Source organism: Actinoallomurus sp. CA-150999, from assembly GCF_050942425.1.
Taxonomy (GTDB): Bacteria; Actinomycetota; Actinomycetes; order Streptosporangiales; family Streptosporangiaceae; genus Actinoallomurus.
This window is the reverse complement of record NZ_CP192063.1, coordinates 3941372-3955722: the sequence shown is the minus strand read 5'-3', so window position 1 is coordinate 3955722 and position 14351 is coordinate 3941372. Positions and strand designations below refer to the sequence as shown.

Sequence of the window (14351 nt, the reverse complement as noted above, 5' to 3'; positions counted from 1 at the left end):
CGGCCACCGGGCGATCTCCGCGGTGACGCGGCCGCCGGGCGATCTCCGGCACCGGCCGCCGTGCCGGGCCCGCGCCTATCGCCAGTCGACAACCTCATTGACGAGGTGCGGGTGGCGTCGGCGTACGAAGTCGGCGTACTCCTGCATGTGCTGGCGCATGAGACGCTCGGCCTCGGCGGCCCGGCCCTTGGCGATGGCCCGGGCGATCGCCTGGTGCGCGGCCATGACCTCGTCGCGCCGCTCCCGGGGGAACAGCAGCCCGCTGACCTGGTCGTGGAAGATGTGCTCCAGCGACAGGGTCACCAGGTTGAGGATCGGGTTGCCGGACATCGCGGCGACCCGCTGGTGGAAGTCGTGAGTGGCGGCGAAATACGCGCCTTCGTCGTCCACCACGGACGGGTCGTCCGCCTCGGCGAGCCGTTTCTCCAGCGAGGGGTCGTTCCGCTGGGCCGCGATCCGCGCCATCATCGGCTCCAGGACGAGCCGCGCGTCCATCAGCTCGCCGAAGGTGACCCCGCCCAGGTGGTAGAAGAGGGTCGACATCCGGCCATAGTCGCGGGTGCCGACTTCGATGAGCATCGGGCCGCCGTGACGCCCCGGCTTCATCGTGATGAGCCCGTGCACCTCGAGGATGCGCAGCGCCTCGCGCAGCGAACCGCGCCCGACGCCGTACTCTTCGATCATCTCGGCCTCGGACGGCAGGACGGTGCCGGGCTCGAGCTTACGGGCGACGATCTCGCGGACGATCTCCTGGGCCAGCGACTCGGCGACCTTGGTCCCTCGCTTGATCCGCTTGCGGGGAGCCGCGTCCTCGTCCATGCCCCAAGACATCATCATGATGATAAGGATACGGATTCCGGCGTACGCCACGGCGCGATCGGCGCAACAGGCCGATGCGGATCGTCCTCGCCCGGCCAGGCACGGGTCGGCGGCTCTGCTCATCGCGCAGCGCCTTGGCCTCGGCAGGGACGTCCTCGTCCGGGGATCGCCGGCCGCCCAGTCTCATCCGGCCGCACCGCGCCGACGTCGTTCGGCGAGGCGCCGGCCCGCGTCTCCTCCGAGTCGCCCAGCGCTTGGTGAAACTCCTCCTTCACCTGTTGTTGGCCCCCCTCACAGACGGACGACGACGAGGGCGATGTCGTCGCTGGCGCCGCAGGACACCTCGAGGTCGGCGAGGACGGCGTCGGCCAGCCGTTCCGGAGCGAGCGTGCGGTGACGGACGAGGCTGTCGGCCAGCCGATCCAGGCCGACGTCGATGTCCTCGTCACGGCGTTCGACGAGGCCGTCGGTGTAGAGGGCGAGGACACTCCCCTCCTCGTACGCCCGGGTGGCCTGGGGCCGCGGGATGTGGTCGGGGCGCGCGCCCAGCGGGGGATCAGTCGCCTGGTCGAGGAGTTCGACGCCCCGGCCGGGGCTCGCCAGCATGGGCGGGAGGTGCCCCGCGCAGCTGTAGTCGATCGTGTGGGCGTCCCGGTCGATGACGGTCTGAACGGCGGTCGTCGCCAGCGCCCCGTCGACGTAGCGGGCGTAGAGGCCGAGGATGTTCAGTGCCTCGGCGGGCCCGTCCACGGTACGGATCGTCGCGCTCAGGGCGCTGCGCAGCTGGCCCATCACGCCCGCCGCCGACAGGCCGTGGCCGACGACGTCCCCGACGGCCACCGCGAGGCGGCTCGCGGTCAGATCGACCAGGTCGTACCAGTCGCCGCAGACGTTCAGCGAGCCGACGGCGGGCAGGTAGCGGACGGCCGCGTCCCGGTGCTGGGACGGGATCATCGCGGGGAGCATGGACTGCTGGAGCGCCAGCGCCACCCTGCGCTCCCGGGCGTGGGCCTGCCTCAGCTGTTCGTTGAGCTCCTGCAGTTCCTTGGCGCGGGCATACAGCTCGGCCTCCATCTCCTCTCCGCGCTCGCGCAGGTCCCGCACCCGGCCGCCGTGGATCCGGTTCCGTTCCCGGACGAAGGCGGTCACGTCCTCGACACGGTGGATCAGCAGCGTGACCTTTCCGTCCGGGCCCAGGATCGGCGTGTTGATCGGGCTCCAGAAGCGTTCCTCGAACACGCCGGGGCGGCCGGCGACCGGGATGTCATACTTCTGGGTCGCCATGGTGTCCCGCCGCCCCGTCGTCAGGGCCCGACGCAAAGAGGCGCTGAGGTTACGCGTCCCGTCGGCGGTCGGATCCGCCGGATTGTCGGGAAACGCGTCGAAGATGTACTGGCCGAGTAGGTCATCCCGCTCGCACCGGGTCGCTTCCAGGTATGCCTGATTGACGTCAACGATGATCAGCTCAGGTGTCAGGACCAGGCATGGGCTGGGCGCCGCGGCGAACAGGGCCCGATAATCGATGTCCCGTTCCATCACATGCTCTCTAAGTGCATGCCTTCCCCCTCGATAAATCTACGGGATTTCGGATGATCAGGCATGAATCGCTCTCCGGGGATCGTCCCGGATCATGCCTGGCGGCGTCTCATCCCGGCGCGGACCCGTCGTCGGGGGCGAGGACCGTCAGGAGCTCGGCGACCGGCCGCGGTTTCTTCGGCGTGCACGACGCCGTGGCCTCGCCGAAGGCCGCGGTCCGCGCCGTGACGACGACCCTGCCGATCCGCAATCGGTCGACGCCCGCCGCCTTCGGGATCCATCCGCCCGACAGGTCGCCGGTGACCGACTGGTACGCGGGCACCGACCCACCGGACCCCGTCACCCGGAACGCGGCGGACTCCGCGCCGGTGACGTCGATGTCGGCCGTGGCCGTCCAGGAGTCGACGGCGACCGGAGGCCGAAGGCTCATCCGGGAGATGTGCAGGCCGACCCGTGTGGCCGTATCGGCCGGGAGCCGGTTCGGCGCCGCGGTGAGCGTACCGTCGAGGTCCACGGACCGTGTTCCCAGCAGCGGAATCGCGCACGTGTAGGTCATGGAGAAACGGTCCGCGCGCGCGTTCACCGGCGACAAGGCGACCCCGGCCACGGCGGCCACGGCGGCCCCGGCCATAGGGACACCGACCACGGCGACCCCGACCGTAGCGACTCCGACCACGGCGACCCCGACCGTAGCGACCCTGCCCATGGCGATCCCGGCTGCCGAGATCCGGGCCGTCGCGATCCCGGCCGTCGCGGCCCTGCCAATGGCGGTCCCGGCCGTGGCGGCCCTGGCCACGACCGCCGAACGCCCGCCGAGCGACTTGATCATCTGGTCCCCCTTCGCAGAGATCCTTCTCGGCGACGAGATCACCACGGGCGTAGCGGCGGGCGGGGCCGGTGAAACGCGGTTCGACGGAATCTTTGTCCGCCGTCGACCATGCGACCCCCACCGCTGCCGTGCGGCCGGGACGACCAGCGGCGTGCCGGTCTCCGGATCGTCGATCACCCGGCACGGCGGCCCGAAGACCTCCTCGACCGGGGTGCCGTCGACCGCCACGGTCCTGGCCCCGACCAGGGGAACCGTGCAGGTGTAGAGACGGCCGAGAGCGCGGGTTCCGGCGCCCAGGACCGCCCTGAGACCGCCGACGGCGACCGCCGTGGCCGCCGCCAGAGGGCGGCCGCCGGAAAGTCGATCATCTAGTGGCTCTTCGCAGAGATCTTTTTCGACAACGAGGCCATCACCGTTCCCGCTCGCGGATCGCAGGGCCGGTTTTGCCGAGGACTGCACCGCCTACTACCGAATGGTGATCTTTAGAGGGCGACTGGGCGTCGTCGGACGCGTCTCTATGCTGGTCAGCGGGCAGATCGACCCGCCTCCGCCTCCGCCGCGCGCCGGCATCGACCGGCGAGCACAAATCGCCGTTAACGATTGACGCATTCACGTCAATCGTTTGCGGTAGCCAATGACCAGTGTCTTAGAATGCAGCATTCGCCACCCCGACCCGTCATCATTTGAAGGCCACATTGATCGAAGAGATGAATCTCGGAAAGCACTCAGATGTGCTTTCACTCAAGCGCACCGAACGTCGACATCGAGCCCGATGGGTGGCGAATGTCATCGTTCTCGTCTTCACCGCCATGGCGGTGACGACGATATTCACCAACCCCCGTTTCGAGTGGGGAACGGTCGGCCGCTACTTCTTCGAGATCCGCATCATCCAGGGCATCGGGGTCAGTATCGGAATGACCGCCGTGACGATGGTGCTGTCCCTTGTCTGCGGAACGGTCGTCGCACTCATGCGCATGAGCGCGTCGCGGCCTCTCGCGATGGCGTCCGCGGCCTTCATCTGGATCTTCCGCAGCATTCCGATGCTGGTGCAACTGTTGTTCTGGTACAACCTCGCCGCGCTCTTCCCCACCCTGTCGCTCGGCATTCCCTGGGGTCCGCGTTTCGTGACGTTCGGCGTCAATTCCCTGCTGAGTCCGTTGACCGCGGCGGTCATCGGGCTGACCCTGCACGAGACGGCCTACATCGCCGAGTTGATCCGGGCCGGCCTGCTCTCCGTGCCGGACGGCCAGCGACAGGCCTCGGCGGCGCTCGGGCTGACACCCACCCAGACGTTCTTCAAGATCACGTTGCCGCAGGCGCTGCGCATCATCGTGCCGCCGATGGGCAACGAGCTGATCTCCCTCCTCAAGGCCACCTCGCTCGTCAGCGTCATCTCACTGGCCGATCTGCTGTACTCCGTGCAGCTCATCTACGCGAAGAATTTCCAGACCGTCCCGCTGCTCATCGTCGCGGCCCTCTGGTACGCGATCATCACGGGAATTCTGACCCTCGCGCAACAGCGCCTGGAGCGGCGACTTTCCCGGCACACCGCTGCGCATACCGAGAAGATCGACACTTCGAAGAGGATCGAGTATTCACTGTGACGGCCCTGACGGAATCGGAAGCGCCGCCGATCGTCTCTCTCCTCGAGATACGCAAGGCCTTTCGCGGAACCGAGGTTCTGGGCGGAATATCGCTCGACGTGCGTTCCGGTGAGACGGTGTGCCTCATCGGCCCGTCCGGCTCCGGAAAGAGCACGCTGCTGCGCTGCGTCAACCACCTTGAGACGCCGGACAGCGGTGTCGTCCTCGTCGACGGGGAGATCATCGGCTACCAGCGGAGGGGCGACACCCTGGTCGAGCTCGGCAGCCGCGAGCTCGCCGTCCAGCGCGCCGCGATGGGCATGGTGTTCCAGAGCTTCAATCTGTTCCCGCACCTGACCGCCCGGGAGAACATCGTCGCGGCCCCCTGTCGTGTCCTGAAGCTGTCGAAGGCCGAGGCGAACGAGCGCGCCGAGCGGCTGATGGACCGCGTCGGCCTGAGCCACAAACTCGACAGCTACCCCGAGAAGCTGTCCGGCGGCCAGCAGCAGCGCGTGGCCATCGCCCGCGCCCTCGCGATGCGGCCCAAGGTGATGCTCTTCGACGAGCCGACCTCCGCCCTGGACCCGGAGATGGTCCAGGAGGTGCTGGGCGTCATGCGCGACCTCGCCGGTGAGGGGATGACCATGATCATCGTCACCCATGAGATGCGGTTCGCCGCCGACGTGGCCGACCGCGTCGTCTTCCTGGACGGAGGCCGCATCGTCGAGCAGGGGCCTCCCGAGCAGGTCATCCACGAGCCCGTCCACGACCGTACCCGCGCGTTCCTCTCGAAGGTCACAGCATGAGCACCGATCGGCCCCTTCCCCGTAAGACCCGCGAACGGCTGGCACTCTGGGACTCCTACCGCTCCTACCGGTACCTGACGGCCGGACGGGACTACCGCGACTTCGGCCTGGTCCCGGCCGTCGGGCGCGTCCCCGACGCCTCGATCGAGTGGAGCGACGACGTGGAGGCCCGCGCCCGGGACTTCGAGGAGCGGCACATCGTCGTGTCCGCGCACGACCACCTGTCGCTGCGCCCCGCCGACCCGGCCGACTTCCCCGAGTACCGGCGGCACGGACGTGAGTTCATGCCGTACGAGGGCATCGCGCACTCGGGCGTCGACCTCTTCTTCGACGGCGGACCCGCCGCCGTGAGCATGATCCGCTCCCATACGCCGTTCGACTGGGACGACGCGGTGAGCGACCTGGCGATGCGCCAGGCCGACTGGGCCCATCAGCGCCTCCTGGCCCCCGTGCGCACGCTCGACGACGCCCGCCGGGCCCACGCGGACGGCAGGGTCGGGGTCGTGCTCACCCTGGAGTCGGCCAGCCCGATCGGCAACGACGTCGACCGGCTCGACATCCTGTACGGGCTGGGCGTCCGGCTCCTCGGCCTGGTCTACAGCGAGAGCAACCAGCTCGGCTCGGGCCTCGCCGACACCGGTGACGCCGGGCTGACCAGGCTCGGCCGGCGCGCGCTGCGCCGGATGAACGACCTCGGCATCATCGTGGACGTCTCGCACACCGGCGACGCGACCGCGCTGGACGCCGTGCGCCACTCCACGGCGCCCGTGGTCATCACGCACGCCGGGTCGCGAGCGCTGTGGCCGACGCCCCGTATGAAGCCGGACGACGTCATCGTCGCCTGCGCCGAGTCGGGCGGCTTCATCGGGATCGAGGCCGCGCCGCACACCACGATCACGGAGACGCATCCCCGGCACTGTCTCGACTCGGTGATGGAGCACGTCGAGCGCTGCGTCGACCTGGTCGGCATCGACCACGTCGCCTTCGGCCCGGACACCAACTTCGGCGACCACGCGGCCTGGCACAAGGTCTTCGCCCCGCTGTTCGGCAAGGACGACGCCCCCGGGCTGGAGCTGCCGCCGCACGAGAAGGTCGAGTACGTCCACGGGTGTGAGAACCCGGCCGAGGCCGTACGGAACATGATCCGGTGGCTGTTCGACCGCGGCTACGCCGAGGACGACGTGGCCAAGCTCGCGGGCGGCAACGTGCACAGGGTCGCCGCCGCCGTCTGGGGCGGATGACCGCCCCTCCGGACGACGCACCGCCCGGCGGGCGACCGCGCCGCCGGATCCGGTGACCGCACCGTCGAGCGGCCGCGCGCGGCACCGGACGGTCCCATCACCAGGCGCGTGACCGCCCCGCCGGAGCGGTGGCCGCGCCGCGCGTCCCCGCTCTCCCTCATGTCCCGCAGTACCTCACGGAACGGAACCGCCCCCATGCGCATCACCACCCGCGCCGCCCTCGCCACCGCGCTGCTGCCGGTCGCCCTCACCGCCTGCTCGGTCAACGACTCGACCGCCGGCTCGGGCAAGAGCGGCACGCCCCAGCCGAGCGCCACCGTCAAGGTCGCCGTTCAGCCGCTCGACAGCGGGCTCAAGGCGAGGGTGCCGAAGGAGTACGCGTCCCGCGGCACCCTGGTCCTGGGGCTCCCCGAGTACTCCCCGTACGCCACCTACCAGCCCGACGGCACGATCGTCGGGCTGGCGCCCGACCTGGCCGAGCAGCTGTCCTCGATGCTGGGCATCAAGATCAAGGTCACCAAGACGACCCTCGACTCGGCCATTCCCAGCATCAAGGCCGGCCGCATCGACCTGGTGGCGCCCGTCGGCGACTTCGTCGAACGCCAGCAGCAGGTGGACATGACGGACTTCGCGCAGAGCTTCGTGACGGTCATGATCAACACGTCCGCCGGTTTCACGCCGAAGTCCGGGATGGAGCTGTGCGGCCGCAAGGTCGGCGTCGAGAAGGGCGCGGGCACGCAGAACGTCGTCGCCGCGCTGTCCGCCAAGTGCACCGCCGGCGGCAAGCCGGCGGTGTCCGCGCAGGTCTTCGGCGACCTCGCCTCTGCCGCGCTGGCCCTGCAGAGCAAGCGCATCGACGCGGTCGCGGCCCCAAGCGCCTCCAACACCGCCGTCAGCGGAAGCTCGGGCGGGCGCTTCGCGACCGTCAAGCTCGACGACACGATGTCGCTGCCCGCGGCGACGGCGATCTACGGGATCGCGTCCAAGAAGGGCTCCGGTCTGGCATCGGTCTTCGCCGACGCCATGCACAAGCTGGACGAGACCGGGACGTACCAGAAGCTCTTTGACAAGTGGAACCTGCCTCTGTCCCCCATCGCCGAGCCGAAGATCGTCGTCAACGGTTCGAAGCAGTCGCAGGCCAAGTGAGCGACCACGTGATCACAGGAGCCGAGGCCGAGGCCCCCGAGCGCGTTCCGGGCCGGCGACTCTGGCGTCGCGTGCTGCGCACCGCCGTACGCGACGGAATCGTGCTCGCCGCCGACCTGTACACCGCCGAGCCCGACCCGCCGCCGCGTCCGGTCATCCTGGAGCGCACGCCGTACGGGCGCCGTGCGGTGCGCGGCTCGGACCGCAGCCGGCACGACGAGCCGACGCCGCTGCCAGAGGACACCTCGGAGTACTTCGTCCGGGCCGGATACCACGTCGTCCGGCAGGACTGCCGGGGACGCGGCGACTCGGAGGGCACCTTCGTCAAGTACCTCGGCGAGGGGCCCGACGGCGCCGACACGATCGAGTGGATCGCCGCCCAGCCGTGGTGCGACGGCCGGGTCGCCATGATGGGCGTGTCCTACTCCGCGCACGCGCAGACGGCCGCGGCGGCCGAGACGCCCGGGCACCTGGCGGCGATGTTCATGGACTCCGGCGGGTTCGCCAGCGCGTACGAGGCGGGCATGCGCATGGGCGGCGCGTTCGAGCTGAAGCAGGTCACCTGGGCCTTCCGCCACGGCGAGGAGAGCCCGGAGGCCGAACGCGACCCGCTGGTGCGGCAGGCGTTCGCCGCCACCGACCTGCGCGCCTGGTTCGGCGCGATGCCCTGGCGGCCGGGCCTGTCACCGCTGCGGCAGGTCGCCGACTACGAGGCCTACCTGCTGGACCAGTGGCGCAACGACGCGTTCGGCGCGTACTGGCGGCAGCCGGCGATCTACGGGCGCGGTCACTACGACCGCTTCCCGGACGTGGCCACCCTGCACATGTCCAGCTGGTACGACCCGTACGTTCGGTCCACGATCGAGAACTTCCAGGCCATGAGCGAACTCAAGAGGTCGCCCGCGTATCTCGTGATGGGGCCGTGGACGCACGGCAAACGCTGCGTGACCTACGCCGGGGACGTGGACTTCGGCCCGGCCGCCACGCTGAGCGACAACCTGGACGAGTCGTATCTGGCGTTCCGGCGCCACTGGTTCGACGCGGTACTCGGCGAGGAGGGCGACGCCGGCGCGATCCCCCCGGTTCGGTACTTCCTCATGGGCGGCGGGGACGGCCGCCGGGACGCCTCCGGGCGGATGCGCCACGGCGGCCACTGGCGGACCGACACGCAGTGGCCGCCCGCGGCCGCCCGCGAGACGACCTTCTACCTGCGCTCCTCGGGCGAGCTGAGCCGTACCCGCCCGGAGGAGGAGTCGGCGTGGGTGGAGTACGACTTCGACCCGGACGACCCGGTGCCGACGATCGGCGGCCAGGTGACGTCCGGCGAGCCGGTGATGGTCGGCGGCGCCTTCGACCAGGTGCCGGACGAGCGGATCTACGGGGCCCGCGAGCCGTACCTGCCGCTCAGCGCCCGCCCGGACGTCATCTCGCTGGCCACTCCGCCGCTGACCGAGCCGCTCGCGGTGACCGGTCCGGTCACCGCGCGGATCTTCGTCTCCTCCAGCGCCCCGGACACCGACTTCACGGTCAAGCTGGTCGACGTGCACCCCCCGAACGAGGACTATCCGCACGGCTTCGCGATGAACCTCACAGAGGCGATCTTCCGCTGCCGTTTCCACCGGTCGTTCGAGCATCCCGAGCCGCTCTCCCCGGGCAGGGTGTACGAGATCGAGATCCCGGCACCGGACACGGCGAACCTCTTCGAGGCCGGGCACCGCATTCGGGTGGACATCTCCTCCAGCGACTTCCCCCGCTTCGACGTCAACTCGAACACCGGCGAGCCGGAGGCCCTTACCCGGCGGAAGGTCGTCGCGGTGAACCGGGTGTACATGGACGCCGCACGCCCGTCCGCCGTCGTGCTGTGGACCCAACCCGACCCGTACCGCCGGGAGGAGGAAAACGCGGGAACGCCCTGATATCGCCGCTCCCCCACGTCTCAGACCAGCTCCAGGCGGTGGCGCTCCCGATGTCGGCCCGGTGGTGGTGCCGCCAGAGCGCGTGGAAGAGCCGGGTACGGGTCCAGGGCCCGGCGGTCCCCGGCCGAGGCCCACGCGTGCACGCGGCCGAAGGGGCCGTCAGCGCATGATCGTCGCCAGTACGTCATGGCCCAGCCGGAGCACCGTCTTGGTCGACAGCCGGTGGTAGATGTACTTGCCGTCCCGCTCGGACTCGATCAGCCCGGCCTCCCGCAGTTGACGAATGGTACGGGAGACCTGGGTGTCGGCCAGCCCCACCCTCCGGGCGAGCTCCGACGTCGTAATGGCCTCACCCAGCAGGTGGCGGCACAGCTCCATCCGCCCGGGTGAGGCCAACGCCGCCAGCCGGTCGTGCAGCTGCCGCAGGGTGAGCTGTTCACCGGTCGCCTCGGCCGGAGCGGCGAACTGGACGACGACCGGGTACGGGACCTCGTGCTTGATCGTCAGGTGCGGCCAGCCGTGCACCGATGGGATGAGGAACAACGGCCGCGGTCCGATCTCGATCTCCGCGATGGCGAGCTTGTCGTACCTCACCTTCGCCTTGTGCTCGGACACCACGGCGGTCGGGCTGAGATCCGCCAGGACGTCCGCCAGATCCCGGGTGCGCACGTTGGCGCGCACCCGGCTCACCTCCGCGCCGAGCCGATCGCGCACCGAACGCCACTCCGCGCCGAAGAACGCCCGGCCGCAGTCGTCCAGGAAGCCGATCAGGCGGGACCGTACACGCTCAGGGGATGTCACCAGGTCGTGGGCCAGTGCCCCGCGGCGGAAGGACCGGCGTTCGCACTGGGCGACATAGGCGCGCGCGGCCTCCGGATCGCTCAGGAGACTGCGCGCGGGGGGAAGGCTCTCGAGGAATCCATGCACGCCCGGCACGGCCAGGTCGAGGAAGTCGTTCAGGGAGAGGGCGTCGATGTGCCGCAGTTCCGCGTCGAAGGAATCGTCCAGCGGGGGCGATAGGGGAAAGAGCAGCCGGCAGCGGAGCCGCGCCCACAGCGGCGACAAAGCGCCCATCTCCTCGGCGAGCGCCGCGTCGATGGACGAGCCGAGCCGCCGGATCCAGTGCCGGGCCTCCGGATGGTGGTCCGGCTCGGCGAGGATGTGAAGCATCGACAGCAGCTCGGCGAGAGGCGACCGCCCGACGTGCACGTCGGCCCGCCGCACGTGCCCCAGATCGAGCGTGATTCCCACGGGGAGAAGCCTACTCAGGCACTGACCTGGCCTTCATCGCGGAGGCCGTCGCTCGCCCCGTCCTCACCTCCGCCGCGCCGCCGGGACGACGAGCGGTGTGCCGGTCTCCGGATCCTCGATGACTCGGCAGGGGAGGCCGAAGACGTCCTCGACCATCGCGGCCGTGACCACCGCCGAGGGGTCGCCCTCAGCGACCACGCGTCCGTCGCACATCGCGATCAGATGGTCGGCGTAGCGTGCCGCGTGGTTGAGATCGTGCAGGACGGCGACCAGCGTGCGGCCCCGTTCCGTGTGGAGGCGTGCGCACAGGTCGAGGACGTCGATCTGGTGGGCGATGTCGAGGTAGGTCGTCGGCTCATCGAGCAGAAGCAGCGGGGTCTCCTGGGCGAAGGCCATCGCGATCCAGACGCGTTGCCGCTGGCCGCCGGACAGCTCGTCCACGTGGGCGTCGGCCAGATCGGCCACGCCGGTGGCGGCCATCGACTCCTGGACGACGCGCTCATCGTCGCGCGACCATTGGCGGAACAGTCCCTGGTGCGGATGACGGCCGCGCGCGACGAGGTCGGCGACCGTGATGCCGTCCGGGGCGATCGACGACTGCGGCAGCAGGCCGAGCGTCCGGGCCACCGCCCGGGTGGACCGAGTGTGGATGTCCTGGCCGTCCAGCAGGACGGTGCCCGAGCGGGGCTTGAGCATCCGCGCGAGGGCGCGCAGCAAGGTGGACTTGCCGCAGGCGTTCGGCCCCACGACGACGGTAAAGGAGCGGTCGGGGATGGCCACGGTGAGTCCTTCGGCGACCGTCCGGCGCTCGTACGCGAGGGTCAGCCCCCGCCCCAGCAACCTCGGCGCGCCGCCTCCGGCCCGGCCCGTTCCGCAGCTCGCACCAACACCCTCCCCCCTCATGCCGGGTCCTGTGCCCACACCGTCTTCGCCCGCCTCGAATGCCGTGTCCGCGCCGGGTCCCTCCGGTTCGGATGTCATGCTCGCGCGGTGTTCGCGTTCACGCGTCCCGTCGTGTCCCACGTTCCCTGCTTCCGTCGTCGAGGTGTCCGAGGTCTTCACAGCCGCCCCGCACGGCGGCGGGCGGCGAGCAGTCCGACCAGGTACGCGCCGCCGAGCACGCCGGTCACCACGCCGACGGGCAACTGGTGGCCGGGGATCAGCCGCTGGGCGGCCAGGTCGGCGGTGACCAGGAGGGCCGCGCCCATGCACAGCGAGGGCAGCAGGTTCGGGCCCGGGTCGCGGGTCAGCCGCCGGGCGAGCTGTGGGGAGGTCAGGGCGACGAACGCCACCGGGCCGGTGGCCGCCGCGGCCAGCGCGCTGAGCAGGACGGCGGCGGCCAGCAGCGCCAGCCGTACCGCGTCCACTCTGACGCCGAGCGCCGTGGCCGCGTCGTCGCCCATCTCCAGGATCCGCAGCCCCCGGGCGCAGCCGAGCAGCACCACCGGCACGACGACGACCATCACCGCCAGCAGCGGGGCGAGGTCGCCCCAGCCTCGCCCGTCCAGGGTGCCGGTCAGCCACAGGATGGCGCGCGCGGCGTCGGGGATGTTCGCGCGGGTCAGCAGGTAGCCGTTGATACCGGTCAGGATCGCGTAGACGCCGATGCCGACCAGGATGAGGCGGTTGCCGTGCAGGCCATCGCGCCAGGCCAGCAGGTAGATCACCGCTCCGGTGACCAGTCCCCCGGCCACCGCCCCGCCCGCCAGGACGAACCCGCCGCCACCGATGACGACGATCACGGTCAGGGCCCCGGCCGCCGCGCCCTGGGTGAACCCGAGGAGGTCGGGACTGCCCAGCGGGTTGCGGGCGAGGGCCTGGAACGCTGCGCCGGACAGCGCCAGCGCCCCGCCGGCCAGCAGCGCCGTGAGCACCCGCGGCAGCCGTACCTGCTCGACGATGAAGGTGTCGGCCGGGGTCCCCTGACCGAGGAGGGTGCGGACGACGGCCGCCGGGCTCATCGGATAGTCACCGCCGCCGATGGCGAAGACGGCGACGACCAAGGCGACGAGGGCACACGCGACGCCGACGGCCACGGGGCGCGGCCGCAGCCGTACGGAGAACCCGCCGGCGGTCCGGAGAACGGTGGCCCGGGTCATGCGCCGACCGCCCGTCCGCGCCGGACGACGGCCAGGAAGACCGGGCCGCCTGCGACCATGGTGACGATCCCCACCTGGATCTCGGCGGGCCGGCCGAGGACTCGGCCGAGCACGTCGGCGCCGAGCAGTGTCACCGGTGCGAGCACCGCGCAGTACGGCAGGAGCCGGCGTAGGTCGGGGCCGGTGAGCGCGCGTACGAGGTGCGGCACCATCAGGCCGACGAACACGATGGGCCCGCAGGCGGCGGTGGCCGCGCCGCACAGGATGGTGACGGCGACGATGGCGGCGACGCGGGTGCCGCCGGGGCGGGCGCCGAGTGCGCGGGCGGCGTCGTCGCCCAGGGCCAGCGCGTTGAGCGGCCGGGCGAGGACGGCGGTGAGCAGCACGCCCGCCGCGATGAACGGGGCGACGCCCGTCACCGTCGCGGTCCGTGCGGTGGCCAGCGAGCCGACGGTCCAGAATCGCATGGCGTCGAGCGAGGCGGTGTCCAGGAGTTCGACCGCGCTGACGTAGGCGTACAGCGCGGCGTTGACGGCCGCCCCGGCCAGTGCGAGCCGGGCCGGCGTGGCGGCGCGTCCGCCGCCGACGGCCCAGACGAGGGCCGAGACCGCGCCCGCCCCGGCAAAGGCGAACCACACGTAGCCCGTCACGGACGTGATCCCCAGGAAGGTGATCGCGGAGACGATGGCGGCCGAGGCGCCGGCGTTGATGCCGAGCAGCCCGGGGTCGGCGAGGGGGTTGCGGGTCAGCGCCTGCATCACTCCGCCCGCGAGGCCGAGGCCGATTCCGGCCAGGAGCCCCAGCAGGGTGCGTGGCAGCCGGGTCTCGCGGACGACGGTGTAGGCGGGCGCGTGCGGGTCGAAGAGCCCGTGCCACACCTCGCCGAGTGAGAACGGCCGGGCCCCGATGGCCAGGCTGGCGGCGGCGACGGTGAGCAGGAGCAACAGCGCGGCGAGCAGCCCCGCCGCGGGCCCTCCCCGCACCGGTGCGGCCGGGGGCGGCGCCGCCGGCGGCCTCGATGACTTGGTGACAGACACGTACCAGCTCCGCTACGGACCGAGAGCACGATCACACTGGACAACACGGACTTAGGTTAGGTTAACCTAACTTCGATCACGGCTCGAG

At 70.9% G+C, this 14351-nt stretch carries 13 protein-coding genes; 6 read left to right on the top strand and 7 right to left on the bottom strand.

The window, feature by feature from the left end; translation table 11 throughout:
* Positions 1-75 precede the first annotated feature (75 nt).
* The 3 genes from ACQP2O_RS18570 to ACQP2O_RS18560 all read right to left on the bottom strand — a co-directional run bounded on the left by ACQP2O_RS18570 (position 76) and on the right by ACQP2O_RS18560 (position 2911).
* Entirely contained in the window at positions 76-837 is a 762-nt protein-coding gene (locus ACQP2O_RS18570) for a FadR/GntR family transcriptional regulator (protein ID WP_433186335.1), read from the bottom strand.
* A 273-nt stretch (positions 838-1110) separates the two neighbouring features.
* Entirely contained in the window at positions 1111-2355 is a 1245-nt protein-coding gene (locus tag ACQP2O_RS18565; RefSeq protein ID WP_433186332.1) for a PP2C family protein-serine/threonine phosphatase, read from the bottom strand.
* 109 nt (positions 2356-2464) lie between these two features.
* Positions 2465-2911: a hypothetical protein gene (locus ACQP2O_RS18560; RefSeq protein WP_433186329.1), complete on the bottom strand. Its 447-nt coding sequence runs from the start codon at positions 2909-2911 to the stop codon at positions 2465-2467.
* Between ACQP2O_RS18560 and ACQP2O_RS18555 the strand changes: the two genes are divergently transcribed.
* The 6 genes from ACQP2O_RS18555 to ACQP2O_RS18530 all read left to right on the top strand — a co-directional run bounded on the left by ACQP2O_RS18555 (position 2910) and on the right by ACQP2O_RS18530 (position 9876).
* Positions 2910-3449: a hypothetical protein gene (locus ACQP2O_RS18555; protein WP_433186326.1), complete on the top strand. Its 540-nt coding sequence runs from the start codon at positions 2910-2912 to the stop codon at positions 3447-3449. The genes ACQP2O_RS18560 and ACQP2O_RS18555 overlap by 2 nt on opposite strands.
* Before the next feature lie 511 nt (positions 3450-3960).
* On the top strand, positions 3961-4788 hold the full coding sequence (locus tag ACQP2O_RS18550; protein ID WP_433186323.1) for an amino acid ABC transporter permease: 828 nt from the start codon (positions 3961-3963) through the stop codon (positions 4786-4788).
* 5 nt (positions 4789-4793) lie between these two features.
* Positions 4794-5573, top strand: a complete 780-nt coding sequence (locus tag ACQP2O_RS18545; RefSeq protein ID WP_433191063.1) for an amino acid ABC transporter ATP-binding protein — start codon at positions 4794-4796, stop codon at positions 5571-5573.
* The gene (locus ACQP2O_RS18540; protein WP_433186321.1) at positions 5570-6814 is read left to right on the top strand and encodes a dipeptidase; all 1245 of its coding nucleotides are present in this window, start codon (positions 5570-5572) and stop codon (positions 6812-6814) included. The genes ACQP2O_RS18545 and ACQP2O_RS18540 overlap by 4 nt, the downstream gene beginning before the upstream one ends.
* Before the next feature lie 195 nt (positions 6815-7009).
* Positions 7010-7960, top strand: a complete 951-nt coding sequence (locus ACQP2O_RS18535) for a transporter substrate-binding domain-containing protein (protein WP_433186318.1) — start codon at positions 7010-7012, stop codon at positions 7958-7960.
* 8 nt (positions 7961-7968) lie between these two features.
* Complete coding sequence (locus tag ACQP2O_RS18530) at positions 7969-9876, top strand: CocE/NonD family hydrolase (protein ID WP_433186315.1); 1908 nt, start codon at positions 7969-7971, stop codon at positions 9874-9876.
* Between the two features lie 159 nt (positions 9877-10035).
* Here ACQP2O_RS18530 and ACQP2O_RS18525 read toward each other — a convergent pair whose 3' ends face one another.
* From ACQP2O_RS18525 to ACQP2O_RS18510, 4 genes are all read right to left on the bottom strand, one after another.
* On the bottom strand, positions 10036-11127 hold the full coding sequence (locus ACQP2O_RS18525; protein ID WP_433186312.1) for a DUF5937 family protein: 1092 nt from the start codon (positions 11125-11127) through the stop codon (positions 10036-10038).
* Positions 11128-11190: 63 nt separating this feature from the next.
* The gene (locus tag ACQP2O_RS18520) at positions 11191-12030 is read right to left on the bottom strand and encodes an ABC transporter ATP-binding protein (RefSeq protein ID WP_433186310.1); all 840 of its coding nucleotides are present in this window, start codon (positions 12028-12030) and stop codon (positions 11191-11193) included.
* A gap of 155 nt (positions 12031-12185) precedes the next feature.
* Positions 12186-13226 (bottom strand): FecCD family ABC transporter permease, encoded by a 1041-nt coding sequence (locus ACQP2O_RS18515; protein WP_433186307.1) that lies wholly within the window; start codon positions 13224-13226, stop codon positions 12186-12188.
* Positions 13223-14263 (bottom strand): FecCD family ABC transporter permease, encoded by a 1041-nt coding sequence (locus ACQP2O_RS18510; protein ID WP_433186304.1) that lies wholly within the window; start codon positions 14261-14263, stop codon positions 13223-13225. Before ACQP2O_RS18510 ends, ACQP2O_RS18515 begins: the two co-directional genes overlap by 4 nt.
* Between the last annotated feature and the right edge of the window lie 88 nt (positions 14264-14351).

Excerpts from the sequence above, each read along its gene's own strand:
- ACQP2O_RS18570 (WP_433186335.1), bottom strand. The coding sequence starts at position 837 with ATGATGATGTCTTGGGGCATGGACGAGGACGCGGCTCCCCGCAAGCGG.
- ACQP2O_RS18565 (WP_433186332.1), bottom strand. The coding sequence starts at position 2,355 with ATGGAACGGGACATCGATTATCGGGCCCTGTTCGCCGCGGCGCCCAGC.
- ACQP2O_RS18555 (WP_433186326.1), top strand. The coding sequence starts at position 2,910 with ATGGAGAAACGGTCCGCGCGCGCGTTCACCGGCGACAAGGCGACCCCG.
- ACQP2O_RS18560 (WP_433186329.1), bottom strand. The coding sequence starts at position 2,911 with ATGACCTACACGTGCGCGATTCCGCTGCTGGGAACACGGTCCGTGGAC.
- ACQP2O_RS18540 (WP_433186321.1), top strand. The coding sequence starts at position 5,570 with ATGAGCACCGATCGGCCCCTTCCCCGTAAGACCCGCGAACGGCTGGCA.
- ACQP2O_RS18535 (WP_433186318.1), top strand. The coding sequence starts at position 7,010 with ATGCGCATCACCACCCGCGCCGCCCTCGCCACCGCGCTGCTGCCGGTC.
- ACQP2O_RS18520 (WP_433186310.1), bottom strand. The coding sequence starts at position 12,030 with ATGAGGGGGGAGGGTGTTGGTGCGAGCTGCGGAACGGGCCGGGCCGGA.
- ACQP2O_RS18515 (WP_433186307.1), bottom strand. The coding sequence starts at position 13,226 with ATGACCCGGGCCACCGTTCTCCGGACCGCCGGCGGGTTCTCCGTACGG.